The sequence below is a fragment of the Curvibacter sp. EU05-FHT14A10 genome, assembly GCF_058791075.1.
Genome location: NZ_JBYTDE010000001.1, coordinates 93818 through 120071, shown reverse-complemented (window position 1 = coordinate 120071; position 26254 = coordinate 93818). Strand labels below are relative to the sequence as shown.

Annotated in this window: 19 protein-coding genes and 2 tRNA genes; 5 read left to right on the top strand and 16 right to left on the bottom strand. The window is 64.2% G+C overall.

Features of this window, described 5'->3' with window-relative positions:
* Nucleotides 1-14: 14 nt before the first annotated feature.
* From AC3WUT_RS00510 to surE, 3 genes are read right to left on the bottom strand one after another with little or no spacing between them, the layout of a single operon-like run.
* A complete protein-coding gene (locus AC3WUT_RS00510; RefSeq protein WP_492345116.1) occupies nt 15-902 on the bottom strand; it encodes a peptidoglycan DD-metalloendopeptidase family protein in 888 nt (295 codons plus the stop codon).
* 15 nt (nt 903-917) lie between these two features.
* A complete protein-coding gene (locus AC3WUT_RS00505; RefSeq protein WP_492345115.1) occupies nt 918-1712 on the bottom strand; it encodes a protein-L-isoaspartate(D-aspartate) O-methyltransferase in 795 nt (264 codons plus the stop codon).
* Nucleotides 1709-2485 (bottom strand): 5'/3'-nucleotidase SurE, encoded by a 777-nt coding sequence (gene surE / locus AC3WUT_RS00500; RefSeq protein WP_492345114.1) that lies wholly within the window; start codon nt 2483-2485, stop codon nt 1709-1711. The genes AC3WUT_RS00505 and surE overlap by 4 nt, the downstream gene beginning before the upstream one ends.
* Nucleotides 2486-2622: 137 nt before the next feature.
* Between surE and AC3WUT_RS00495 the strand changes: the two genes are divergently transcribed.
* Nucleotides 2623-3612, top strand: a complete 990-nt coding sequence (locus AC3WUT_RS00495) for an NADPH:quinone oxidoreductase family protein (RefSeq protein ID WP_492345113.1) — start codon at nt 2623-2625, stop codon at nt 3610-3612.
* A gap of 66 nt (nt 3613-3678) precedes the next feature.
* Here the strand turns inward: AC3WUT_RS00495 and AC3WUT_RS00490 are convergent, their stop codons facing one another.
* The 7 genes from AC3WUT_RS00490 to AC3WUT_RS00460 all read right to left on the bottom strand — a co-directional run bounded on the left by AC3WUT_RS00490 (nt 3679) and on the right by AC3WUT_RS00460 (nt 11425).
* Nucleotides 3679-6240, bottom strand: coding sequence for a sensor domain-containing protein (locus AC3WUT_RS00490; protein ID WP_492345112.1), 2562 nt, complete (start codon nt 6238-6240; stop codon nt 3679-3681).
* Nucleotides 6241-6664: 424 nt separating this feature from the next.
* A tRNA-His gene (locus tag AC3WUT_RS00485) sits at nt 6665-6740 on the bottom strand.
* 32 nt (nt 6741-6772) lie between these two features.
* A complete protein-coding gene (locus AC3WUT_RS00480; protein ID WP_492345111.1) occupies nt 6773-8713 on the bottom strand; it encodes a SurA N-terminal domain-containing protein in 1941 nt (646 codons plus the stop codon).
* A 60-nt stretch (nt 8714-8773) separates the two neighbouring features.
* Nucleotides 8774-8849 (bottom strand) — tRNA-Val (locus tag AC3WUT_RS00475).
* A 15-nt stretch (nt 8850-8864) separates the two neighbouring features.
* The gene (locus AC3WUT_RS00470; RefSeq protein ID WP_007858657.1) at nt 8865-9137 is read right to left on the bottom strand and encodes an HU family DNA-binding protein; all 273 of its coding nucleotides are present in this window, start codon (nt 9135-9137) and stop codon (nt 8865-8867) included.
* A 320-nt stretch (nt 9138-9457) separates the two neighbouring features.
* A complete protein-coding gene (locus AC3WUT_RS00465; RefSeq protein WP_492345110.1) occupies nt 9458-10543 on the bottom strand; it encodes a tartrate dehydrogenase in 1086 nt (361 codons plus the stop codon).
* Nucleotides 10544-10546: 3 nt separating this feature from the next.
* A complete protein-coding gene (locus tag AC3WUT_RS00460) occupies nt 10547-11425 on the bottom strand; it encodes an alpha/beta fold hydrolase (RefSeq protein WP_492345109.1) in 879 nt (292 codons plus the stop codon).
* Between the two features lie 86 nt (nt 11426-11511).
* On the opposite strand from AC3WUT_RS00460, the gene AC3WUT_RS00455 reads away from it, so the two are divergent.
* Complete coding sequence (locus AC3WUT_RS00455) at nt 11512-12480, top strand: LysR family transcriptional regulator (protein WP_492345108.1); 969 nt, start codon at nt 11512-11514, stop codon at nt 12478-12480.
* Here AC3WUT_RS00455 and AC3WUT_RS00450 read toward each other — a convergent pair.
* From AC3WUT_RS00450 to uvrC, 3 genes are all read right to left on the bottom strand, one after another.
* Nucleotides 12452-13336, bottom strand: coding sequence for a DMT family transporter (locus AC3WUT_RS00450; RefSeq protein ID WP_492345107.1), 885 nt, complete (start codon nt 13334-13336; stop codon nt 12452-12454). The genes AC3WUT_RS00455 and AC3WUT_RS00450 overlap by 29 nt on opposite strands.
* On the bottom strand, nt 13333-13896 hold the full coding sequence (gene pgsA / locus AC3WUT_RS00445) for a CDP-diacylglycerol--glycerol-3-phosphate 3-phosphatidyltransferase (protein WP_492345106.1): 564 nt from the start codon (nt 13894-13896) through the stop codon (nt 13333-13335). Before pgsA ends, AC3WUT_RS00450 begins: the two co-directional genes overlap by 4 nt.
* Before the next feature lie 147 nt (nt 13897-14043).
* Nucleotides 14044-15975, bottom strand: a complete 1932-nt coding sequence (gene uvrC / locus AC3WUT_RS00440) for an excinuclease ABC subunit UvrC (protein ID WP_492345105.1) — start codon at nt 15973-15975, stop codon at nt 14044-14046.
* Between the two features lie 91 nt (nt 15976-16066).
* Here uvrC and earP point away from each other — a divergent pair, with 91 nt between their 5' ends.
* From earP to AC3WUT_RS00425, 3 genes are all read left to right on the top strand, one after another.
* Complete coding sequence (gene earP / locus AC3WUT_RS00435; protein ID WP_492345104.1) at nt 16067-17149, top strand: elongation factor P maturation arginine rhamnosyltransferase EarP; 1083 nt, start codon at nt 16067-16069, stop codon at nt 17147-17149.
* Nucleotides 17150-17321: 172 nt separating this feature from the next.
* Nucleotides 17322-17876 (top strand): elongation factor P, encoded by a 555-nt coding sequence (gene efp / locus AC3WUT_RS00430; RefSeq protein WP_492345103.1) that lies wholly within the window; start codon nt 17322-17324, stop codon nt 17874-17876.
* A gap of 97 nt (nt 17877-17973) precedes the next feature.
* On the top strand, nt 17974-18882 hold the full coding sequence (locus AC3WUT_RS00425) for an NUDIX hydrolase (RefSeq protein WP_492345102.1): 909 nt from the start codon (nt 17974-17976) through the stop codon (nt 18880-18882).
* Between the two features lie 27 nt (nt 18883-18909).
* On the opposite strand, the gene AC3WUT_RS00420 is transcribed toward AC3WUT_RS00425, so the two are convergent.
* The 3 genes from AC3WUT_RS00420 to AC3WUT_RS00410 form a co-directional block, all read right to left on the bottom strand.
* Nucleotides 18910-19404: a GNAT family acetyltransferase gene (locus tag AC3WUT_RS00420; RefSeq protein WP_492345101.1), complete on the bottom strand. Its 495-nt coding sequence runs from the start codon at nt 19402-19404 to the stop codon at nt 18910-18912.
* A gap of 24 nt (nt 19405-19428) precedes the next feature.
* Entirely contained in the window at nt 19429-22161 is a 2733-nt protein-coding gene (locus AC3WUT_RS00415; protein WP_492345100.1) for a DUF349 domain-containing protein, read from the bottom strand.
* A gap of 244 nt (nt 22162-22405) precedes the next feature.
* Entirely contained in the window at nt 22406-26185 is a 3780-nt protein-coding gene (locus tag AC3WUT_RS00410) for a DUF748 domain-containing protein (protein ID WP_492345099.1), read from the bottom strand.
* Nucleotides 26186-26254: the final 69 nt, after the last annotated feature.

Below are 26254 nucleotides of genomic sequence, written 5' to 3'. Positions count from 1 at the left end.
GTCGGCCTTTTGGGCTAGCGGTTGGGCAGGTAGCGGGAGGGATCCACCGGCTTGCCCTGCCGCCGGATCTCGAAATGAAGCTTCACCCTGTCAGAGTCACTGTTCCCCATCTCAGCGATCTTCTGCCCCTTGCGCACCGCCTGGTCTTCTTTCACCAGCAAAAGCTGGTTGTGGGCGTAGGCCGTGAGGAAGGTGTTGTTGTGTTTCAGGATGATCAGGTTGCCGTAGCCCCGCAATCCAGCGCCGGCGTACACCACACGCCCATCCGCAGCAGCCAGCACCGGGTCGCCGGCTTTGCCGGCCAAGTCCAGGCCCTTGTTCTTGGCCTCATCAAAGCCGGCCAGCAAGGCACCACCTGTAGGCCACATGAAGCCGGGATCGTCCTCGGTCGGGGCAGCCGGCGCGGCGGGCGCCGTTGGGGTTGTCGCGGCGGTCGAACCCGATGCAGCCGGCGCGGCGGTACCGGCCTTGGCCGCCCCGGACGCGCCCCCATTGGTCGGCGTGACCGTCGGGTTGCCCACCGGGCGAGTCACAGCGCCGCTTTCAGCTACTGTCGCCGAGGGCGGTATCACGCGCAAGACCTGGCCGACCTCAATCAGATTGGGGTTGTCCAGGCCATTCCAGCGCACCAGATCGCGCCAATTCTGCCCGGACTCCAACCCAATGCGAATCAAGGTATCGCCAGGTTTGACGGTGTAGTAGCCCGGCTTGCCGGCATTCTCGGCACCTGGAAGAGGCTTGGGGGGCACCACAACCGGCGCCGGAGCCGATGCCGAATTGACCGATTGCGGGCCACGCTCTTCGACAGGCGCCTGGCGTCCCGTCTTGGAGGCGCATCCTGTCAGCAACAGGCCCAGCACCGCCACAGTCCACCAAACACTCCGCCCTTGCAAACCCCGCATAAGTATGTCTTTCCTTCAAGCAATGCCTGATTTTAGAGGGACAAAGTGCACCGCCTCAAGAACGGTCTGCTGCAGCCCCTGGGCCGTCTTGTCAATGACCACCAGAGCCTGCTTGCCGGCGGCCATCACCGTGGGGGCCACCAGGCGCCCGCCAACAGCCAGTTGATCACACCACGCCTGGGGCACAGCATCGCCCCCTGCCGCGGCCACGATGCCCGCGTAAGGGGCCCCTTTGGCAAAGCCCTCCATGCCATCGCCCAGCAGCAAATGCAGGTTGCTCAGACGCATGGGCCGCAAGTTGTCACGGGCTTTTTCGTGCAGGCCGCGCAAGCGCTCGATGGAATACACCTCACGCGCCAGCAGGCTCAACACCGCGGCTTGGTAGCCACAGCCTGTCCCCACCTCCAGCACCCGCCCCAGACCGCCCTGGGCCACGATGGGGGCCTGCAGCAGCAGATCCAGCATGCGGGCCACCACGCTCGGTTTTGAGATGGTCTGGCCCAGGCCGATCGGCAGGCTGGTGTCCTCGTAGGACTGATTGACCAGGCCACTGTCGACAAATGCGTGGCGCTCGACCTGGCCCATGGCGGCCAACACACTGGCCGACTGGATCCCTTGTGCCGCCAGTTTCTGCACCATGCGCTGGCGCACCGCCTGGGAATCCATGCCCAACCCGGCAGGTGCAGACCACGGGCTGCCTCGCTCCGGAGCGCGAACCCCACGGGTCGGCACGGGCGCTGGCGCCCCTGAGGGGCGGGGCGCCGCCACCGCCTGATCCAGGCGCGCCGGAAAGCCAGGGCGGCGGTTCACGAACGCGCTCCCTGGGGCTGATGCAGCTTGGCCGCCGTCTGGGACCAATACCCCAGCAAGTCGTGATCGGTCAGGTCCACCTTCAGCGGTGTCATGGCGACATGGCCCTGAGCGGTGGCGTGGAAATCGGTGCCCTCGGAATCGTCCTTGGCCGGGCCCGCTCCACCAATCCAGTACATGGTCTCCCCACGGGGGCTTTCCTGGGTGATCACACGCTCGGCCGCATGACGGCGCCCAAGGCGACACACACGCACCGGCTTGAACTGGTCGTAGGGCAGATTGGGCATGTTCACGTTCAACAACCAGGGCTGTGCGCCGATCATGGATTGGGACTGGATCTGTTCGACCATCTCGCGAGCCTTGCGGGCTGCAGCATCCAACTCGGCCCAGCCCTTTTCCACCTGGGAAAACGCGATGGCCGGGATACCAAATAAGTAGCCTTCCATGGCCGCACCCACGGTACCTGAATAAATCGTGTCGTCCCCCATGTTGGCACCATTGTTGATGCCCGACACCACCAGATCGGGCCGATAGCCCAACAGCCCCGTGAGCGCAATGTGCACGCAGTCGGCTGGCGTGCCGTTGACAAAGCGAAAGCCATTGGCAGCACGGTGTACATACAGCGGCGAATGCAGCGTGAGCGCATTGGACTTGGCACTGTTGTTCTGCTCCGGCGCCACCACCTCAACATCGGCAATGGATTTCAGGGCTTCGTACAAGGCCACGATGCCAGGCGCCTGGTAGCCGTCGTCGTTGGAAAGGAGGATTTTCATGGTCTGATGGATGGACAGCGGATTGTAGGGTGCCCCTCGTGAGCAGGCGCACCCGGCTTGAAAGCCGTCGCTACAGCGACACACCCGCGCCAGACAGCCCACCTATGATTTTGGGTTGAAATTCAGGAGACATTCGAATGCATGCTTGGCTTTGCGAGAACCCCGTGGGCGTGGACGCCCTCAGCTGGAAGGAACTGCCCACCCCTAGCCCCAAGCCGGGCGAGGTGCTGATCGAGATCAAGGCGGCCAGCCTGAACTTCCCGGATCTGCTGATTGTGCAGAACAAATACCAGATGAAGCCCCCCCTGCCCTTTGTTCCAGGCTCGGAATATGCCGGCGTGGTGGCCGCCGTGGGCGAAGGGGTCAAGCACCTGAAGGTGGGCGACAGCGTCGCCTGCCTCTCGGGTACCGGCGGGTTTGGCACCCACACCTTGGCACCAGCCGCCCTCTGCATGCCACTGCCGGCGGGGTTCCCTCACGTTGACGCCGCTGCCTTCATCATGATCTATGCCACCTCATGGCATGCCCTGGTGGACCGGGCCCAACTCAAGGCGGGTGAAACCGTGTTGGTGCTGGGCGCGGCGGGTGGCGTGGGTACCGCCGCCATCCAGATTGCCAAGGCCGCAGGCGCCAAGGTGATTGCAGCGGCCTCGACCGATGAGAAATGCGCCCTGTGCAAACAGATCGGCGCCGATGAGACCATCAACTACAGCGTCGACAGCGTGCCCAATGCCTTCCGCGAGAAGATCAAAGCCCTGACAGGTGGCAAAGGCCCGGACGTGATCTACGATCCCGTGGGCGGCGACTTTGCCGAACCCGCGTTCCGCTCCATTGCCTGGCGCGGTCGCTACCTGGTCGTGGGTTTCGCCTCAGGCCCGATCCCCAACCTGCCGCTGAACCTGCCCCTGCTCAAGGGCGCCTCTTTGGTGGGGGTGTTCTGGGGCGACTTTGCCCGCCGGGAACCACAAGCCAATGCCGCCATGATGGCTGAACTGGCTCAGTGGTATGCCCAGGGCAAGATCAAGCCCGTGATCGATCGCACCATGCCGATGTCTGACCTGAAGGCGGCTTATGCCCACATGGGGTCACGCGGCGTGATGGGCAAGCTGGTGATGACCAACCCCTGATGGCAGCAGCCCCCGACGAAGGGGGCCTTTTCAGCCTGCGGTGAGCGGCCCCTGCTGGCAGGCGGCTCAACCCGCTTCGGTCAGAAATTTCTCTGCCAAAGCCTCTGGTCGCAAGGGCCTGGCGAAGTGGTAACCCTGCGCATAGGTGCATTTGAGTGTTTTGAGGCGCTGCGCGATGGCATCGGTTTCAACACCTTCGGCCAGCACGGCCAAGCCCAGGCTGATGGCCAGCGAAATGATGCCGCGCACAATGGCGGCATCTTCCGGGTCGTCGATCAGGTCGCGCACAAACGATTGATCAATCTTGATCTTGTCGAACTTGAAGCGCCGCAGGTAGGCAAAGCTGGAATACCCGGTCCCAAAGTCGTCGATTGACAGCTTCACGCCCAGCGCCTTGAGTTGCCGCAGGGTGTTCATCACCGCCTCACCATCGTGCAGCAGCACACTCTCGGTCAGCTCCAGCTCCAGGCGCGCCGGGTTGATGCCCGAGGCCACCAAGGACTCCTCAACCTGGGTCAGCACCGCCCCATGCTGAAACTGCCGGGCCGACAGGTTCACGGCCATCAACAGTTCGGTGTGACCAGCGTCATGCCAGACTTTCAACTGCTGTGTGCTCTCGCGCAGCACCCAACGTCCCAATGACTGAATCAGGCCCGAGTCTTCGGCAAGGGGGATGAACACACCCGGTGGAATCGAGCCACGCTCCGGGTCGTCCCAGCGGCACAGCGCTTCGACCCCGACCATGCGCCCAGAAGACAACTCGATCAGGGGCTGATACTCCAGCCTCAAGGCCTCCTGCTCGATCGCCGCACGCAGGGCGGCCTCGAGTTGCAGGCGCTCCAGCGCAGCATCATTCATGCTGGCCGTGGCGAATTGATAGGCGGCCCGCCCGCCTCGCTTGGCCGCATACATGGCCGCATCAGCCCGGCCAAACAAGGTGTCAAAACGATCCCCATCGGAGGGGAACATCGCCACCCCGACCGACAGGGACACATTCACAGGCAGGCCATCGAATGTCACCGGCTGCGCAACGGCCTCCATCATGGCGCTGGCCAGGTGGGCCGCGTCCGTGGTGGTCTTGATACCGGCCTGCATCAACAGAAACTCATCACCACTCAAGCGCCCCACCACCGATTGCCCACCGCCGAAATTCTGGAGCCGCTGGCCAATTTCACGCAACAGAAAATCGCCCGCCGCATGCCCCAGTGAATCGTTGAGGGTTTTGAAATTGTCGATGTCCACCACCAGCAAGGCCACACCATCGCCTTCGATGCGGGCGCGATCCAGCGCCACCTCGGCCCGCATGGCCACCTGGGTGCGGTTGGGCAGGCCTGTGACCACATCACGGGTGGACAGAAAAGCAATTTTCTCCTCGGCCGCCTTGCGGGAGCTCAGATCAGAGATGGCTGCGACATAGTGGGTCAGCTCGCCACTGGCCCGGTGGCGCAACGCCGACAGGATCAACCACTGCGGATAGACCTCGCCCGTCTTGCGCCGACCCCAGACCTCACCGCTCCACCGGCCATGTTCGTGCACGGCAGTCCAGATGGAGGCTTGAAATGTTTCATCATGCTGCCCATCGGCCAGCAACTTGTACGTGCGGCCTACCGTCTCGTCGGCCGCAAATCCGGAGATGTCCGAATACGCCTGGTTGACCATCATGACCTGGCGATCGGCATCACAGATCACGATGCCGTCACTGCCCTGGTCCAACACACGCCCCGCCAGCTCCAGCTTGGTGGCAGCCGTTCGCTGCTCCGTGACGTCGCGGCGAATCACCAACATGTGCAAACGACTGCCATCCCGGGCAAAACTAGGCACCCGTACGACATCGAACGATCGCGCCATGCCCTGAGCGTCATCTCCCACCTCTTGCAGATGGGAAGCACGGCCCGTCTGCCAGGTGGCTTCCTCATTGAGCGCACTCAAACGCAATGCGGCCGCCATCGGCGAGCCCCGGTCCGCCAGCTCAAGGTTGTTGTGCCCAATGGCCTGGGCCTCCGTCAATCCCACCACCGCCAGAGCGGCGGGGTTGGCCATCAGCCAAGTGCCCCTGCCATCCTTCAGATAAACCATGTCAGGCAGGTGCCGGAAAAGCGAGCGCAACAATCGGTCCCGCCCGCGCAAAGCCTGTTCGGTCAACGCTCGCCGGCTGACATCAACCCCCACCAACCAGAACACCCTGGACACACCCTGCGTCTGCAACATGGGCAAAAGAGACCACGCCAAACGCAGTTTCTGCCCGTCCCGGCAGGTCAGCGTCCACTCCAGATCAACACCGGCCGTGCCCAACTGCTGCAATTCGGACAATTTACGGGTTCGATAATCCTGATCAGGGCACAAGAGTGTCAAACCCAGCGGATTGCCCACCAGGTCCAGAGACTCGTATCCCAGCATGTTCTCGGCCTGCTGATTCCAGAACAGCAAGCGAGGCTCACGCCCCATTTCGAGTGCCAGGACAGCGTGCGGCCAGTCTCTCAGCAAGGCCAGATGGCCCGTGTCCGGCGTCGGAAACATGGACTCCATCGGCATCGGGGCCGTGGTGTCCGGGACATCAAACTCCAGAAAATCGGGTTGCGTTTCTTCGCCCTCCAGCCCTTCGGACAACGCCCGCAGAGGCTGCGGCATCGTCGCCTCGCCAAAATCGGGCCAACTGTCCGAGATCGGCAAATCGGTGCCGGATTGGGAAGAAGGTGAAGAAGAGCGCATATCTATACGTAATGTAATTTACGCATCATATTGCGACAACCACACCAAAGACGCTGTCTTCGCTGGTGCTGCCGGGCGTTCGGCGTTCGGCGTTCGGCGTTCGGCGTTCGGCGTTCAGCGTTCAGCGTTCAGCGTTCAGCGTTCAGCGTTCAGCGTTCAGTCTCGGAGACTCAAGGGGATTGAATCAAATTGCGCAGAGCCACGACACGGTTGATCGCTTCGTGGAAAACCCTCGGTCATACCGCAAGAGACTGCCCCCAAGGCAAAGGGGGGCGAGGCGGTGTACAGACCGCCAATAAAAAACCCCGCCATGTTCAACATGACGGGGTTTTCAGGATCTGCTTGGGGTGGCTGATGGGACTCGAACCCACGACAACCAGAATCACAATCTGGGACTCTACCAACTGAGCTACAGCCACCGCAGACAAAAATTATAACCCGAATTTCCTGCTTAACCGCCCGAATTTGAATTTTCTTCAGAAGCTTGCGGTGCGGGCTTGGCGGTCTTGAGCTGAACCTTGTACTTGTCAGCCAAGAACTCGTAGTAGGCACGGGCCTCTGCAGATGCCCACCACTGAGCATACTGAGCACGCTCCTGGGCCTTGCGCGCCTCCTCGACGCCCACTCGCGGGACCACCTTGGCCACGCGAACCACCGCATAACCTTGTGCCCCGAGGTCCACACCCACCCAGGCTGGCAACGCCGACCCGCGTTGGCGCAGGGCTGCATCGACCACGGCCGGGGCCTGCTTGGCGAGCTCATCACGCGACACCGTGACCGCAGCACCCAGGTTCGTCGCGCTGGCAGGGTTGGTCTTCCAAGCCGCCAGCTTGTCTTCGCCCTCTTTGCGGGCCAGGGCCTGGGCGCGCTCTGCAACCACCAACTCGCGCACCTTGGCCTTGACTTCGTCCAGGGCCTGGGTACGGGCTGGCACATAGTCCACGATGCGGGCCGACACCATCTGGCTGGGGCCCACTTCGATGGCCTCGGTGTTGCGCTTCTTGCTCACGGAATCGGCACCAAACAAGGCAGCGAGTACCTTGGGGTTGCCGAGAACAGGCGGCAGGCCGGGGCCGGGCACGCGGGTCACGTCCTTGGCCGTGCGCAAGGTCAACTTCAGGCGTTCGGCCACAGGCTTGAGGCTGTCGGATTGTTCATAGACGGTATTGGTGAACGTCTCAGCCACCTCGGCAAACTTGCGCTGCGCTTGCTGCTGCTTGAGCTCAGCCTCCATCTCGGGGCGCATGGCCTCGAAACTCTTCTGCTGAGGCACCTTGATGTCGGTCAGTTTGATGATGTGGAAGCCGAAATCAGACTGGACCACGTCGCTGATGTCACCCTTGGCCATGGCAAACACGGCGTCCTCGAAAGGCTTGACCATGGCGCCGCGGGCGAAGAAGTCGAGATCCCCCCCCTTGGCGGCCGAACCAGGATCCTGCGAATTCTTGCGAGCCACATCGGCAAAAGTGGCCGGGGCCTTGCGAACCTCTGCCAGCAGCGCTTCAGCCTTGGCCTTGGCCTTGTCGCGCTCTGCAGCTGGCGCATCCTTGGGCGAGGTGATCAGAATGTGGCTGGCACGGCGTTCCTCTTTGGAGGCCAGGCGCGCCGCGTTCTGCTCATAGTAAGTCTTGAGGTCGGCCTCATTGAGGGCGATGCCGGCCTTGACGCTGTCAAGATCAAGCACGGCATACTCAACAGTAGCACGCTCAGGCATCTGGAACCGTGCAGTGTGCGCCTTGTAGTAGGCCTCGATGTCTGCATCGCTGGGCGTCACCCGTGCCACAAAATCCGCAGGGCGGAAAGTGGCCACCTGAATCTCACGGTGCTCGAAAAAGGCATTCAATGCCACGTCGGCCTGCCCGGCCGGAGCCACCACACTGGCGCTGATGCCACCCAGCACCTGACGGCTCGCCAGATCGGCGCGCACACTGGCTTCATACATCTCGGGGGTCATGCCTTGCGAGCCCAGCAACTGGCGGTAGCGCTCGACGTCAAGCGTGCCATCCTCGCGCCGCAACGAGGCGATGGTGGGGTTGTCCTGAAGTGAACGTGCCAACTTCTGATCGCTGATGGCCAGATGCTGACCACTGGCTGCAGAGGCCAGCACTTTCTCGCGAACCAGCCGTTCCAAGGTCACGTAACGGGCTTCGGGAGATTCGAAGCGCTTGATGTCCACATTGGGCATCTGCACCCGCAGACGCTCGACTTCGTTCTTGTGCGCGGCATCCCACTCGCCCTGCGTGATGGCTTGACCATCCACCTTGGCAACTGTCGTGCCCTTTTCCATGGCCCGGTTGTAGCCATCAATGCCGAACAGAACGAAGGATGGAATGATCAGCAAGAACAGCACGATCATGACGATCTTCGAGTGCTTGCGGATGGACTCAAACATGGCAATCTTTCAAGGGCAAAAAAGAAAAGGCGAACAATGTGTTCGCCTTCGCATCGGTGGTGGTGGGTGCTGACGGGATCGAACCGCCGACCCGCGCCTTGTAAGGGCGCTGCTCTACCAGCTGAGCTAAGCACCCCACCTGAACTGGATCTCAGTTCAAGGCATCTTTCAATGCCTTGCCTGGACGAAACTTAGGAACTTTAGCAGCCTTGATCTTGATTGTATCGCCAGTGCGCGGGTTGCGACCGGTACGAGCGGCGCGCTTACCAACGGCGAAGGTACCAAAGCCCACGAGAGAAACGGTACCGCCCTTTTTCAGGGTCTTCTTCACAGCCTCGATCGTCGACTCCAGGGCGCGCGCAGCGGCAGCCTTGGAAATGTCGGCGTTGTTGGCAATGTGCTCAATCAGTTCAGTCTTATTCACAAGGAGCCCCTCGTACAGAAATGGTGTTGATCAGGTTGTCTCATCAAAAATCTTGCCTCCCCTCAGCTGGGCCATCCTGAGATGGTTGTGTCCGCTGGGCGGGAGGCTCATTCGCAGCTTCAACTGCTGAAAGGATTAAAGCGATGGACCTTCAAGGTGTCAATACAACAAGCTGTTTCGCAACAGCAAGGACGCGGATTCTAGACTCTTTTCGGGGGGTGTTTGGCGCTCGCAGCGGTGTTTTTGCGACACCTCTGCGCGGGCTCGGGCTGGCAGCGTGAAATAGGTCCTGCGCCAGCCCCTTGGAGAGCTCTCTTGCCTCAGAGCACCTCGGCGATTGCACGCCCCACATCCGTGGTGCTGGCCGTGCCACCGATGTCGCGGGTGCGCGGTGCACCACTTTTCGGATCCAGCACTTTCTCGATGGCCGCGAGCACCGCGTCGTGTGCGTCCTTGTGGCCCAGAAACTCCAGCATCATGGCTCCACACCAAATCTGGCCGATCGGGTTGGCGATGTTCTGGCCTGCAATGTCCGGCGCCGAACCATGCACAGGTTCGAACAAGGACGGAAAACGCCGGTCCGGATTGAGGTTGGCACTGGGTGCAATGCCGATGGTGCCCGTGCAGGCCGGCCCCAGGTCGCTGAGGATGTCGCCAAACAGATTGCTGGCCACCACCACATCAAAGAAGTCGGGGCGCTGCACAAAGTGGGCCGTGAGGATGTCGATGTGGAACTTGTCCACATTGACACCAGGATAGGCCTTGGTCATCTCGGCAACCCGCTCGTCCCAGTAGGGCATGGTGATGGCAATGCCGTTGGATTTGGTGGCGCTGGTGAGGTGCTTTTTGGGACGCGACTGCGCCAGTTCGAAGGCGAACTTCAGCACGCGATCTACACCGATGCGCGACATCACGGTCTCCTGCATCACGATCTCGCGCTCAGTCCCCGGGTACATGCGCCCGCCAATGCTGGAGTACTCACCCTCGGTGTTCTCACGCACGATGTACATGTCGATCTCGCCCGGTTGGCGTGGCGACCCATCGCGGCGCACCACCGGCGCGATGATGCCGGGCATCAAGCGAGCCGGACGCAGGTTCACGTACTGATCGAACTCGCGCCGGAACAGCAGCAGCGAGCCCCACAGCGACACATGGTCCGCAATCTTGTCGGGCCAGCCCACGGCACCAAAGTAGAGCGCGTCGTGCCCACCGATCTGATCCTTCCAGTCGTCGGGCAACATCTTGCCGTGCCGTTCGCAGTAATCCCAGCTCGAAAAATCGAAGTGATCAAAATGCAGATCGATGCCGAACTTGCGGGCCGCCGCGTCCATCACGCGCACCCCCTCCGGCATGACCTCTTTGCCGATGCCATCGCCGGCGATGACTGCAATGCGTTTCTTGCTCATGGTTCAACTCCTGAAAAAATCAAATGCTTCCTGCAGCAGCAGGTCGGGCGCCTCTTCGGCAATGTAGTGACCACAAGGCAAGGCCCGCCCACTGAGCTGCGAAGCGCGATCGCGCCACAGATCCAGTACCGCGAAGCTGGCCGCCACGGCGCCATGCTCACCCCACAACACGCGCAAGGGCATGCCCAGGCCACGCCCTTGCGCTGCATCCAATCGGTCGTGCGCCAGGTCGACCGTGGCGCTGGCCCGGTAGTCCTCACAGATCGACTCCGCGGTGCCAGGCAAGCCCGCACAACGCTCGTACTCGGCCAAAGCGATCGGATCGAATGCCGCGAGACCTGCATGCCGCTTGCCCATCACCCCCCGCACATAGCCCGCCGGGTCGCTGGCAATCAGTGTCTCGGGCAAAGGGCTGGGCTGAATCAGGAAAAACCAGTGCCAATAGGCGCGAGCAAAGGCTTCTGTGGTGCCCTCATACATGGCCAGGGTGGGCGCGATGTCGAGCAACATCATGCGCTCCACCGCCACACTGCGGTCCAGCGCCAGCCGATGCGCTACCCGGGCACCCCGGTCGTGCGCCAACACCTGAAAGCGGTCAAAGCCGTGGTGCTGCATCACGGCCAGGGCGTCCAGCGCCATTTCCCGTTTGCTGTGCGCCACATGCCCCGCCGAGGCGCCTGGGCGCCCTGAATCCCCATAGCCACGCAGATCCATCAGCACGACGGTGAAGCGGGTGGCCAGGGCCTCCGCCACCCGATGCCACATCACATGGGTTTGCGGGTGCCCGTGCAAAAGCAGCAATCCCGGCCCCTGACCGCCACGCCAGGTGCGCAATGCAAGCCCCTCGCGCAGCACCGTGTCGGTAGAGAAATTGTCAAACATGGGTTGGGTTGCCTTCTTGATTGGCCTCAACTCTATCGCGGCAAAAGGCAATAATCCGGCAAGCAATCATTTCCACAGAGGAAACAATGGATCGATCCGATCTGGAGCTGGTGCTGGCCATCCGCCAGCACGGCAGCCTGTCATCCGCCGCTCGGGCCCTGCATGTGACTCCCCCGGTGATCACCAAACGCCTGGCGGCCCTGGAAGGCCAACTCAGGGTTCAATTGTTCCAACGCACCACCCGAAAGGTCAGCCCCACGGCCGACGGAGACGCCCTGTGCGAGCACGCCCAGGTGCTGCTGCGCGGCTTTCAGCAGGCCGAAGCCGAACTGCGCGAGCGCCAGTCAGAGCCCACCGGCCTGATTCGTCTGGCCGCCACCTTCGGGTTCGGGCGGCTTTGGGTCGGCCCGGCCGTGGCCGAGTTTCAACAGCGCTACCCTCGCCTGCAGGTCCAGTTGCACCTGGTCGAACAATTGCCCGACCTGACGGTGGAGGGTTACGACGGCGCGATCTGGCTCTGGAATGTGCCCGGGCCACGGGCCGGTGAGTGGACGTCGAAGCGCCTGGCCCGCAACCAGCGGGTGCTGGTGGCCTCACCCGCCTACCTGAAAGCCCACGGCGAACCCGCTTGCGCCGACGACCTGGCACAGCATCAATGTCTGGTGGTGCGTGAAAACGGCAGCGACCCGGCGCAGCGCTTCGATCACTGGACACTGCAGTCCAGCCAGGGCCGCCGCAAGGCCCTGCACCGCGTCACCGTGAAAGGCGCGCTGAGCAGCAATTCAGGCGAGTTGGTACGCGACTGGTGCCTGGCGGGCCGGGGCATCATGCTGCGCAGTCTTTGGGACATCGCCGGCGCCCTGCAAAACGGCGATCTGGTGAGGGTGCTGCCGGATCACGCCATGGCTGACGCAGACATCCATTGGCTGGCGCCCTGGCAGGCGAGAACCCCCAAACGCGTGCGCCTGCTGATCGACTTTCTGCACAACCGCTTCCATGGCGAACCCTGGAAGATCAACCCGGCGCTCAAGCCCGCGAGCGGACTACCAGGCTGACGCCGACCGCAGTCAAAGCCGTGCCAGCCAGCGTCAGACTGGTGATCGGCTCGCCAAACAGCAACCAGGCCAGCGCCGCGGTGCACGGGGGCACGAGGTACAACAGACTGGTGACGCGGGTGGCCGCACCACGCTGGATCAGCAGGTACAGCAAAGAGCTCGCCCCCAAAGACAAGGCCAGCACCGACCAGGCCACGGCACCGATCAATTCAGGCGTCCAGTCGATCGATTCGGGCTCCAGCCAGGCCAGTGGCAGGCTGACCAGCAAGGCGGCCCCCAACTGCACGGCACTGGCACTGCGCACGTCGCAAGGGGTCACATGGCGCTTCTGGTAGAGCGTTCCGATCGTGATGCTGAACAAGGCCATCACGGCCAGGGACAAGGCCTGCCAGGAGGCCTCACCGCCCTGCCCCATCTTGGCACTGACCACCAGCACCAGGCCACCGAAGCCGAGCAACAGCCCCAGCCATTGCCAGCGGCTGACCCGGCTGCCATGCCAGGACATCCACGCCGCCGTCAGCACCGGCTGCAAGCCCACGATCAAAGAAGACAGCCCGGAGCCCATGCCGGCCTTCACGGCCGCCCACACACCGCCCAGGTAGCCTGCATGCATCAGCACCCCGGTGACCGCCAAGTGCCCCCATTGGGCCCGGCTGCGCGGCAGCGGCACACCCGCCACCAGCACCCAGACACCGAAACACAGCACCGACAAGGCGTAGCGCACACACAGGAAGGAGAGTGGAGGGGCATGGGGCATGCCATAACGGGCCACGATGAAGCCCGTGCTCCAGATCAGCACGAACACCACCGGCATGGCCGCCAGCCAGCGACCATTCGCCTGCCCTCCTGCGCTCATTTGACGCGGGCCCGGATCTCGGGAAGGGCTTTTTGCAGGTAGTACACCATCGACCACACGGTCAGCACCGCGGCTGCCCAGATGAGCCAGGTGCCGCAGACACCGGTGTCCACCCCCAGCAGGGGCCCATCAAACAGAAGAAATGGGATGGCCACCATCTGCACGGTGGTCTTGAGCTTGCCGATCATGTGCACCGCCACGCTCTTGGAGGCCCCGATCTGGGCCATCCACTCACGCAGGGCCGAAATGGCGATCTCACGCCCGATGATGATCAAGGCCACAAAGACGTCGGCCCGCCCCAGATGCACCAGCACCAGCAACGAGGCACACACCAGAAATTTGTCGGCCACCGGATCCAGAAACGCGCCAAACGAAGAGGTCTGATTGAGCTTGCGGGCCAGAAACCCGTCCAGCCAGTCGGTGGCCGCAAACACCACGAACATCACCGTGGCGATCAGGTTGCGCGTCGCCGGGTCCAGGGGCGCATAGAACACCCCCACGATCAAAGGGATCGCGACGATGCGCGTCCAGGTCATGATGGTGGGAATGGTGAAGAACATGGGCACGATTGTGTCACGGCTTGCGCCCCGGCTTGGGGCTTGAATGCGGCTGGAGTACGCCATGAGGGGATCAAGCGTGGCTTGCGCCCCACTTCAGGCACCTGCAACGGGTCGTCGCGCCCGATTTCGGTGCCTTGGACACCGGGATCAGCGCAAAGCCCGGTAGATCTCTTCGGCCAGGTCGCGCGAGATGCCCTCGACCGTGCACAGATCCTCCACGCTGGCGGCGGCTACGCCACGCACCCCGCCAAAGCGCTGCAACAAGCGTGCGCGCTTCTTGGGGCCGACCCCGGCGATGTCCTCCAGCCGGCTGGCCCCCACCCGCACCTTGGCCCGCTGGGCCCGCATGCCGGTGATGGCAAAGCGGTGTGCCTCGTCCCGGATCTGTGCCACCAGCATCAGGGCCGCCGAATCACGCCCCAGGTAAACCTTGTCTCGGCCGTCGGCAAACACCAACTCCTCCAGGCCCACCTTGCGCCCTTCACCCTTCTCCACCCCCACGATGACCGACAGGCTCAAACCCAAGGCCTCAAAAACCTCGCGCGCCATCGACACCTGGCCCTTGCCACCATCCACCAGCACCAGATCCGGCAGGCGGGCCTGGCCAGGCGCGGGCGCGGCACCGCCGGCCTCGCGCAAGGCCTCGGCCACCTTGGCATAGCGGCGCGTCAAGACCTGGCGCATGGCAGCATAGTCGTCGCCACCCGTGATGCCCTCGATGTTGAAGCGCCGGTACTCGCTGTTCTGCATCTTGTGGTGTTGGAACACCACACAGGAGGCCTGGGTCGCCTCACCCGCCGTGTGCGAGATGTCGAAGCACTCAACGCGGAAAGCATCCAGGTCTTCAGGCTCCAGATCCAAGGCGTCCACCAGCGCACGGGTTCGCGCCTGCTGCGACCCCTCCTCCGACAGCAGGCGGGCCAGTTGCAGGTCGGCATTGGTCTGGGCCATCTCCAGCCAGATGCGCCGCTGCTCGCGCGGGTTGTGCACAGCGGCGATCCGCACGCCGGTCTGCTCCGACAAGGTGGCCAACAGGCGCTTGTTGACCGCCACACTGGTCACCAGCAACGGCGGCACCGGCACCCCGGGGTAATGTTGGGCAATGAACGCCTCCAGCACACGGACCTCCACCGGCAGCGCTGGCTCGGCCCCGGCATCGGCATCGGCTGGTGCGTCCGTGTCGTCCAGTAGACCGAGGTTGACAGCATCCTCGACATGCACCGGGAAATACGGCCGATCTCCCAGATGCCGCCCCCCGCGCACCATGGCCAGATTGACGCAGGCCCGCCCACCCTGCACCCGAACCGCCAGGATGTCAGCGTCCTGATCCGAACCTGTGTCCACCGCCTGCTGGTGCAAAACCCGCGACAAGGCACTCATCTGATTGCGGATCTCAGCCGCCTGCTCGAACTCCAGCCGTTCGGCGTGGGCCATCATGCGCGACTCCATCTCCCCCATCACCGCCTGGGCCTCACCCCGCAGAAAACGCTCGGCATCGGCCACGTCGCGGGCGTAATCCTCAGCCGACACCAGGTCGACGCAAGGGCCCGAACAACGCTTGATCTGGTAGAGCAGGCAGGGGCGGCTGCGGTTGTTGAACACAGTGTCTTCACAGGTGCGCAGTCGAAACACCTTCTGCAGCAACTGAATGGTCTCTTTCACCGCCCAGGCGCTGGGGTAGGGGCCAAAGTAGCGATGCTTCTTTTCAACCGCGCCCCGGTAATAGGCCATGCGCGGGTAGGCATGGTTGGCCAGCTTGAGGTAGGGGTAGCTCTTGTCGTCCCGGAACAGGATGTTGTACTTCGGGTTCTGTGTCTTGATGAGGTTGTTTTCCAGCAGCAAGGCCTCAGCTTCAGAGCGCACCACCGTGGTCTCCATGCGGGCGATCTTGCTCACCATGTGACCGATGCGGGTGCCCCCGTGGTCTTTCTGAAAATAGCTTGAAACCCGGCGCTTCAGGTTGAGCGCCTTGCCCACATAGAGCAAGCCCCCGTCGGCATCAAAATACCGATAGACACCCGGCAAGGCGGGCAAGGCAGCCACTTCGGACAGCAGTTGTTCGGAATGCACATCAGACATGGGGGCGTATTGTGGCTCCACCCGGGCGGCCAGCGGCGACAATGCGCCCCACCTTCACCTTGCGCGCAAGCCTGCCTTGCGTCCTCAACGCATGCTTTGGGACATTTTCTGCACCGTCATTGACAACCATGGCGACCTGGGCGTCTGCTGGCGCCTGTCGGCCGAACTGGCGCGCCGTGGCGAGCAGGTGCGATTGTGGGTCGACGATGGCAGCGCCCTGACCTGGATGGCGCCGCAGGGCCAGGCCGGGGTCACCGTGCTGCCCTGGGTCAAGCCCCTGCCCTCCAGCAGCCTCGCCGCACTCGAACCAGCCGATGTGCTGGTGGAGGCCTTTGGCTGCGAGATCGATGCGGGCCTGCTGGCCCGACACCGGGACCAGCGACCTGAGCGGCCTCCGGTGTGGATCAACCTCGAATACCTGTCGGCCGAGGCCTGGGTGGAACGCTGTCATGCCCTGCCCTCTCCGGTGATGAATGGCCCCGCTGCGGGCTGGACCAAATGGTTCTTCTACCCCGGCTTCACCCCCGCCACCGGGGGGTTGATGCAAGGGCCCGGCGTGGCCGACGAAGCCACGCCCGAATGGCGGCGGGCCCAACGCCAACGCCTGGGCGCTCAAGCCCAGGATTGCCTGGCCTCGCTGTTCTGCTACGAGCCCCCAGCCCTGCCCGCGCTGCTGGAGCGCTGGAGGACTGAAGGCCAAGGCGGACAGCCTGTGCACCTGCTGGTCATGCCGGGACGCCCTGCAGCAGCCGTGCGAGGCCTGCAAGCCCAGGCCCCCGCCCTCGCAAAAGAGACCGATCGGCTGCGCCTGGCTTGGCCCGAAGCTGTGCCCCAACCCGAATTCGACCTCTGCTTGCGGGCCTGCGACCTGAATTTTGTGCGCGGCGAAGACTCTCTGGTGCGCGCCTTGTGGGCCGGCCATGCGCTGGTCTGGCACATCTACCCCCAAGACGATGAAGCCCACCGTGACAAGCTGGACGCCTTCCTCGACTGGCTGGATTCACCCCCCACGCTGCGGCAGTTCCACCAGGTGTGGAATGGTCTGAGCAACGCAGCGCTGCCCCGGATCGAACTGCCCGAATGGCAAGCCTGCGTGCAGGCGGCACGCGCCAAACTGCTGGTCCAAAGCGATCTGGTCACGCAGCTTCTTCGTTTTTGCACAGAAAAACGATAAAATCCGAGGTTTTGCGCAGCACGGGCGTTTCAGCTCAAAGCCTGCTGGTGCGCAGTTCCCCGGCCAGTGCCGCCTGGTCTTTGCTGGATCCACTGGAAACAGCAAAGAATGACAGCGGCGCGCCAGGAAACCCCGATTCAAGCCCAACAGGCCCGCAGGGCCCTACATTTTTATGAAAATTGCTCAAGAAATCCGCGCCGGCAACGTGATCATGCACGGCAAGGACCCGATGGTCGTGCTGAAGACCGAATACAGCCGCGGCGGCCGCAACTCGGCCACCGTGCGCATGAAGCTCAAGAGCCTGATCGCCAACTTCGGTACCGAAGTCGTGTTCAAGGCCGACGACAAGATGGACCAGATCATTCTGGACAAGAAGGATTGCACCTACTCGTACTTCGCCGACCCCATGTATGTCTGCATGGACAGCGAATACAACCAGTACGAAGTTGAAGCCGAAAACATGGGCGACGCCTTGAACTACCTCGAAGACGGCATGGCTGTTGAAGTGGTGTTCTACGAAGGCAAGGCCATCTCGGTCGAACTGCCCACCAGCATCGAACGCGAAATCACCTGGACCGAACCAGCGGTCAAGGGCGACACCTCCGGCAAGGTCTTGAAGCCCGCCAAGATCTCCACCGGCTTCGAGATCCCGGTGCCGCTGTTCGTCTCGCAAGGCGACCGCATCGAAATCGACACCCGCACCGGCGAATACCGCAAGCGCGTCTAAGCTGCTTCAGCCGCTGTTGGAGAAGCCACCCACGGGTGGCTTTTTTCATGGGCCATCGCGGAAAACCCGGACACCCAGGCGTCACACACAGCCGCTCATGACCGCGACAATGCCAGTCATGGTCATCGAAATCAATTCAGAAGCCGTGCTGGGCGCTCCCAGCCCCTCCTCCTCCGTGATCGTGCTGCGCGACGCTCCTGCGGGCCTGGAGCTGCTCTTGCTGCGGCGCCACAGCCGCTCCGCGGTCTTGGGCAATGCCCATGTCTTTCCAGGCGGAAAGCTGGATCCCGCCGATGAGCAAGCCCTCGCACTGACCTGCGATCAGCCGATTGACACGCTGCCACATACCCTCAATGAACCTGAGCTGGCCCCCAGCACCGCACTGGGCCTGTATGTGGCGGCCCTGCGGGAAACCTTTGAAGAATGCGATCTGCTGCTGGGTGAACCCGCCCAGGGCGAAGCACTGAAGCAGGGGCTGGACCGGCTCCATGCGGGCCAGCCCCTGCTGAGCCTGTTCGAAGCCATGGATTGGGTTTTACCCACTCGCGCCTTGCAGCCCTGGTCGCGTTGGATCACCCCCAAGGTACCCTCGGTGACAAACAAACGCTTTGACACCCGATTTTTTGTGACCAAGGCGCCCCCCGGCCAGGTGGCCGCCCATGACAACCACGAAGCCACCGAGGCGCTGTGGATCCGCCCCGCCGAGGCCTTGCAGCGCTACTGGAACCACGACATGGATCTGGCGCCGCCGCAGATCATGACCCTGAGTCAACTGGCGCGCTTTGAACAGGCCGACGAGGCGCTGGCCAGCGCCCGACAGCGAGCCCCCGCTCTGATCGAGCCCGAACCCTTTGACCAGGACGGGCTTCGAGTGATCTGCTACCCGGGGGACCCCCGGCACAGCCGGTCCGAGCCGCTGTGGCAAGGCCCGACCCGACTCACCTTCCGCAACAAGCGTTTTGAACCCGAAGGGGGCCTGGCGGCACTGCTGCCAGCCGCCGCCTGAGCCCGGTCAGGCAAGCCGGCTTCAACCTCAGGCGTCAGGGATCAGGCGCTTGCCCAGGCTGACCGACGCGTCAGCGCTGAAGCCCAGGCGCGCATAGAAATCAAGCACCGCGGTGTTCTCGGCACGCACCATCAGGTTGATCTTGGGACATCCACGGGCCAGCAGATCAGCCTCCACCCGCTGCATCAACAAACGGCCCAGGCCATGGTGCTGCCAGGCCGGATCAACCGCCAGGTAGTACACCCAGCCCCGGTGGCCGTCATAGCCGGCCATCACCGTGCCAATCAGCCGCTCGGTGTCACCCGACTGAGCGGCTGGCAGTACGGCCACCAGAAACAGCTCGGGCTGCTCCGCCAACTTGCGTGCGATGTCCTTGTGGGGATCGTTCCAGGGCCTGAGCAGACCACAGGCGCCCCACAAGGCCACGGCCGCCGGCTCATCAGCCGGATGAAACACCCGGATGCAGAGGCCGGCAGGCGGCGTCAACTCGGGCAGGACCACGGTCGAACCCGAGTCAGACATGATCGCCGTCCCAAGCCCGCGCCATCAGCGCAGCAAGGCCTTGAGAGCGTTCTGCAAGCGACGTGCCGTGGCCGGATCGCTGGGCGAGGCCAACACCGTGGCCGCATCCTGGCCCCAGGTCTGTTGCGGCGACGGATCGTTGCGGCGGGTCAACAGCTGCAATTGCAGCGTGCGTCGCGCATTGATGTGCTCGGCCGGCGTCGGCACCTCAGCCGCCATCTCCAGGCGCAGCAAGGCAGTAGAGGCGTCGCCCTTGGGGGCGGCACCAAGCGCCTGGCTCCAGGCGCCACGCACGGCCGGGCTGACCCGCCCACCCAACTCCTGGGTGCCCGGCAGTTGCGCCGGGTCGCGCTGCTCCCAGGCGCCCAGCAACTGGGTGAGGGCCTCGCCATGGGCCTGGGCGGCCAACTTGCGCAGCGCCAGTTGGGCGTGCTCCAGCGCCTCACGCTGGGCGCGGAATGCCGTATCACCCAGGCGCGGACCCCGGTCTTCGCGGGGCGCACGGTCGCCGCGGTCACCGCGGTCAAAACGGGGACCGCCACGGCCATCATCACGCGGGCCACGGGCGCCATCACGCCCGGCCCCGCCATCGCGGCGCTCACCCGGACGGCCCGGACGGCCAGCCGGTGCGGGCTCAGCCTTCTTCATGCCAGGGCGGTCATCGCCTCGCACAGCCACCACCTTGCGCGGGGCCGGTGCGGGCTTCGGAGCCTCTTCGGCTGCAGCCTGGGCCGGCTCGGCAGCCCCTTCGGTGGCGTCAGTGGCGTCGGCGGCCTCACCGGCCTCGGCAACAGGCGCCTCAGCTACGGGTGCCACCTCGGCACCCTCAGCTGCGACAGCGGCCGCCACGGCCTGCTGGGCCTGGGCCTGGCCACGCAAGGCAGCGTCCAATGCCGCCATGGCAGCACGGATCTTCTGTGCGTCGCCACTGGCGTTGGCGGCTTCCAGCGCCTTGGCCGCGTCCAGCACCACCTTGTCACGTTCGCTCAAGGCCGCCGAGGCCTTTTCGCGTTCGGCGCTCTTGCGGTTGAAGGCTTCGTCGATCGGCTTGCGGAAGGTATCCCACAGCTTTTGTTCGTGCTTGCGATCCAGCGGCACGGCTTGGGCCTCGGCCTGCCAGCGCTGTTGCAGGGCCTTGACAGCGTCCACGCGCAGAGAGGCGGCAGCGCCCAGGGCCTTGGCCTCTTCGATCATGGCGTGGCGCACAGCCAGGCTGGCTTTCTGGGCCGCTTCCAGCGGGGCAGCGGCGGCCGAGATGGCCTCCTTCCAGAGGGGCTGGATTTCGGCAAAAGCCTTTTCACCCAGGTGCCCGGCATCGCGCCAGCGGTCACTGAACTGGTACAGCGCGCGGTTGATGGCTTTCCAGTCGGTGCTGGCAGCATGGGCTGATGCCCAGGCCTTGAGCTCTTCGATCAGCGCCAGTCGCTGGGCCTTGTGTTCGGCCGCATCGGTCTTGATCTTTTCGAGCCAGGCTTCGACCACCTTGTGGGCCTCGTTGCAGGCCTCGTCAAAACGCTTCCAAAGTGCGTGGTTCGGCGCACCACCCTGGTCGGTCTGCTTCCACTGATCGCGCAGGGCGCGCAGGGTTTCCTGCATCTTGCGCCCCCCCAGGGTCTGGCCTTCAGGGCGGTTCAACAGGGCCTCGGCGCGGACCACCAGGGCTTCACGCACCTGGTCGGCGCTCCAGCGCTGCCAGCCTTCGAGTTCACCGGCCGCCACCAGGGCGGTGTGCACCTGGTGCTCAAGAGCAGCATCGATCAGCTTGCCATGGTCCTTGAGCACAGCACGAAGCGCGGAGGCCGCACCAGCGCTGCCCTTGCCATGACCTTCGGCGGTTTCCTTCTCGAGGCGTTCCAAGGCCTGGCGAACAATGTTCGAGGCCTTGTTGCGCAATTCGGGGGGCACGGCCGGACGGGCAGCACGGGGCGGCTTGGCTGCTGCAGCACTGGCGGCAGCGGCTTCGGAAGCTTCGGTGGGCAGCCCACGGGCCACACGCAGTTCATCGGCCCAGACGGGCACGGTGGGCAGAGGTGCCGCGGCATCTTCCGAGGCGGCCAGCGCCTGGGCAATGGCGACCTGGAAAGCCTCCCAAACCACCAGCAACTGAGCACGGGAAGCGTCCAGCATGGGCGGAAAGCGGGCATCAACGCTGGCCCAGGCGCCATCGCCGGTGAGGCCTTGTGCCTGGTCCTGCCAGGCCTGCACGTCGCCGCGCAAGCCTTCGAGCACCGCATGGGCATCGCGCCAGGGCTTGGTGGACAGCACTTCGATGCGTTGCGCCAGCAGCACGGCGGCCTCGCGCTGTACCTGAACGCGGTGCTGCAGGTCTTCGATCACCTTGACGCGATCGGCCAGTTGCACCTTGAGCACCGACAGCGGTTCGCGGCTGAGCGGGGCGCCAGCCTTGGCCGCATCGCGCTGCCAGGCCATGGCGTCTGCAATGTTCAGTCGCGATGCCGACAGCAGGGCCTGAGCCTTCTCGGCCCACTCGGCGGCGATCACTTCCTGACCCTTGGCGCGCTTGAGCTCGTCCAGGCGCTCACGCACGGGACGGGCTGCGCCCTTGTCACGCACGCTGAGTTCCTTGAACACCTCCTGCAATTGGCTTTCGGCCGGATTGCCCGCCAGCCACTCGCGAATGCGCGAGGAGCGCTCACCCGAGGTGGGGGCAGAAAAGGCACCGCCCGTGAGCGCGTCCAGAGGGTGGACTTCTTGGGCTTTGGCCGGAGCCGGGTTCACTTCAGGAGCTTCGGACATTTTGTTGCGGGAAGAAAAACTGAACATTTTGTAGATCGGTAAACACGGCGCGCCGCCTGATCAGGCGGGCACGACGCCGTGACGCAGACATTTGCGGCACGGAATCAAAACGCTATTTTCGCCGGAATTGGACAAGCCCCTCCAAACCGGCCGGGTGAAAGATGTCAACAGTGTTGCTGAGGGGCGCCAAACCAGGCCCCGAGCCGCCGATCAAAAGGGCTGAAAGGCGGCCTGGCAGCCCCCTTCAGCGGGTGTCCAACAGCAGTTCAGCCGAGGGAGTCCAGGTGCCTTCGTTGCGCAAGGTCTTGGCCGCGCCGAGAAACAAGCGGCTCACCGGCACCGCGCGACCCAGCAAGTAGTCACGAACCACCACCCCCCGCTCCACCGCCAGGGCTTGCAACAGATCGTCCGTGACGGGCACGCTGGCCAGCAACAGCGACGCCATCTCGGAGGCCGGCAAATCCTTGGCCAAGCCCAGCAGATTGCGCGGTTTGGGCAAGTCGGCACGCTGGTACACGGCCTTGAGCAAAGCGGATTGCTCTGCCTCGGTGACCGCCTCGACCTCAGTCCCCTTGTTGCCCGCAAGCACCGCCTGTCGCCGCTTTTCGGCCAGCATCATCTGCGCCAATTGCTGATGGCGATAGCCCTCTCGCTCCTGTTGGACATTGACCTGCCCGACCACGGTGAGCTTGAGCGCCGGGCGGTCCAGCAAGGCCTGGGCGACCTTGTCCAGCCGTTGCCGGGCTTCTGGTGTCAGGCCCGAAGCGCCCGGGGCAAAGGCGATTTCGTTGCTCTCGGAGTGGCCGCCTCCAAACGCGTTGGCCAGCAGGCTGAACGGCGAGGTAAGCGCCTTGGCCACCAGGTTCAACAGAAGGCGCCCCACGATGGGTGCCAGGCGGAAATCCGGATCGTTGAGCGAGCCACTGATGGGCAGATTGATGTCGATCACCCCATCCCGATCGGCCAGCAAGGCCACGGCCAGCTTCACCGGCAGCGAGGCTGGAGCCCCTTCGACTTGCTCGCCGAAGCTGAGCTGATTCAGGATGATGTTGTTGCTTGCATTGAGGTGCCCGTCCGGATCAACCTTGTAGGCCACGTTCACGCTGAGTTTGCCGCGCTCGATGCCATGGCCTGCGTACTTGATGGTGTAGGGCGATAGCGGTGGCAGGTCCAGCTCGCGCACCTTGCCCTGGATGTCCAGCGCCAGGGGGGTGGCCAACGGATTGAGCTTGCCCGAGACCTCGAGCGAGGCCGTGCCCTCGGCGCGCCCGCGCAGTTCCAGATCGGCCAGGCCCGCCAGGCTGGCGTTCGCGGCCTCGGGCACCGACGAGAAGGCCCCCAGGCGCCCGGTCAACTCGCTGAGGCTGGCCGAGTAGTTGGGCCGCACAAAGCGATCCGAGAACAGGACGCGTCCATTGAGCAGGCTGATCGGCCCCATGCGGATCACGGGCTTGCTGGCGACGGCTTGAGCCGGTGCTTGCGGTGTCTGCGGCGGCTTGGCTGCAGCCGCCTCCTTGGCCAGGCCGGGCTCAGGTGTGCTGTTGCGCACCAGATTCTGCAAATTGATGCGCCCCTGGTCGTTGATCACCACTCGGGCATAGAAGTCGCTCAAAGCGGTTTCGGCAATCCCCAGCGTGAGCGGCAGGCCTGGCTGCAGAGCCAGGTCGATGCCCCGCAGGCTGAGGGCCTTCCAGCTCAGCAGCTCGTCGCTGGTGGGCGGACCGGCGTCGGTCCCCACCTGGGCCAACACACTGTTGGCCCGCACATCCTCCAACGCACCGTCGCCCTTGACCCGCACAGTGGCGCCGGCAGCGGCCACGGTCACCTCCAGCCCCCCCCGAAAGCTGGCGTCGGCCCGCGGCAACTCCAGGTTCAGCACATCGCCAAAATAAGGTTCAACCGCATGCAGAGGCAGTCGCGTCAACTCCAGTCGCCCCTGGGTGGAAAACGGCACCAACTTGACCCGGCCGCGGTAATCCAGGCGACCCGGCTCGGTGGCGCCCCCCCCATCGCGCGCCGGCGCCCCCAGACGGGCCGCCAATTGAAGCTCCACCGGCTCAGTGCCCAGTCCGTTCGGGCCGCCACTCCATGGGCCGGCCAGCAACTGCAGACCCGCGGCATCCAACGCCACCCCTCCAGGCTTTCTGGCCACCACAGCCGTCGCATCGCGCCAGGCCAGGCTGCCTTCGCGCAAGGCCAACTGCCCCAGACGCCATTGCCAGGCGGGCGGTTGGACGGACGGCACATGCCCCTTGTCTGCGACAGCACCCGGTCTCAACTCTTTCGTCGAGGCGCCCGGACTCTGGGCCTTGAACCAAGACTCATACATCCAATGCCCCTGCGCATCGCGAGACACGGCTGTCCGAGGCCCGCTGAGGGACAGCAGCTCCGCACTGGCCGTGTGCTGCCCCAGATCGATACGGGCATCGCTGAGGCTCAGTTGATCCCACCCGGCCAACTCCTGTTCGCCCTGCCTCAAGCGCAGGGCATCCACCGTCAGGCTGCTCAGTTGAACCGCCAGATCGGGGGCGCGCCAGCCGAGCCCACCCACCAGGCTGAGCCGCCCTTGCAGCGTCGGATTCAGGTAGGGCGTCAGGTAGGGTGCGGCCGCCGCCAGCGGCAAGCCCTCAACCCGCAAGGCCACGGACGCGGCCCGGTCAGTGCCCTGCCCTTCAAAGCGCAGGCGGGCGCCAGCCGGGCCTGGTACAGCGACGCCCGGTCGGCTTTTGCCACTCACCTTGTCGGCACCCCGGTCCGCACCCTCGGTGGGGCCTGCCAGCACCAGACTGCCTTGAAAACGGGCTGGTGCCTGCATGGGCCAATGCAAGGCCTCGACCTGCAGCCCCACATCAGAGGCCGACAGCACGGCCGTAGGCTGAACCCCCTCATCCCGCCAGCCCAGCCGGGCATGCTGCAGTTCAATGCGGTCCACCTGCACATGCCAGCCACGCTCTGCCGAACCAGCCTCGGCAGGTGCCCCGCCCGCCTTGCCAGGCACTGCGGCAGAAGGCGCCGATGCCGCCGACCAGGCGAACTGCCCTGCTGCGTCTCGGCGCAGATCCAGAGTCGGGCCATCCCATCGCACCGCCCGCACATGCACGGAACGCTGCAATGGCTGCAGTGCGGCCAGGTCCACCGACAGTGAGGGAAAGGCCAGCAAGGTGCCGCCCGAAGCATCGTTCACGCGCACATGCTGGGCACCCAGCGTGCCAGACAGCACCAGCTTTTGCTCAGGCACCTGCTCGAACACCAGCTTCAGATCGGCCTCGACCTGCCCCGACGCCAGGCGCACAGGCAAAGCCTTGGGCCAATAGGGCAGAAAAGGGGCCAGATCCAGCGGCGCCATCCGGGCCAGCACCTCTGCACGGCGGTTGTCTGCAAAGGGCGTGGCTTGAGCAGACCATTCAAATGCCGTCCCGTTCAGCTGAAATGCCAGGTGCGGCTGCACCAGCACCGAACGGCCCGAGTCGAAGTTGCTCAGAAAAGGCAGGCCCAACTGCAACGCCGTCAGATGGTGGTCCTGACCAGCCACGGTATCGCGAAAATCGATCGCGCCATCCACCAGGCTCAGGTTGTGCAGCGCAAAGCGCAGCGGCGCTGCCGCCGGGTCCGATGGCTTGCTGGCCAGGGCGATCAAATCGTCGACGTCGTAGTGCCCGGGCTGGGTGTGAGTCAGCAGCAGATGGGGCCGCTCGATCACCAGGGCATCCAGTACCGGTGCCAGCCTCACCAGGGACTGAAGCTCAGCATCTATATAGAGACGCTCCACGGCCACTTGCTCGGCATCGCCGTCCAGCGTGCGGACCACCAGATCGCGCAGCGTGAGCTCCAGGCTCCAGGGGCGGAAATCCACCTCGCCCACGCTCACCTGACGCCCCAAAGCCTCGCTCGCTCGCGATGCGATCAAATGCCGCAGCAGCGGCGGCACCAGGGCCCAAGCCAAGACCCAGACCAACAGAATGCCTGCTGCACCCACCACACCCCGTCGCAGCCACGGGTTCTTGCTCAAAGACGCCAGATTCATGGGCAGCATTGTGCTGCGGCCGGGAGCGAAGCATTGCGTGAAATTTCACGAAAGCCTCTCTGGAGGCCC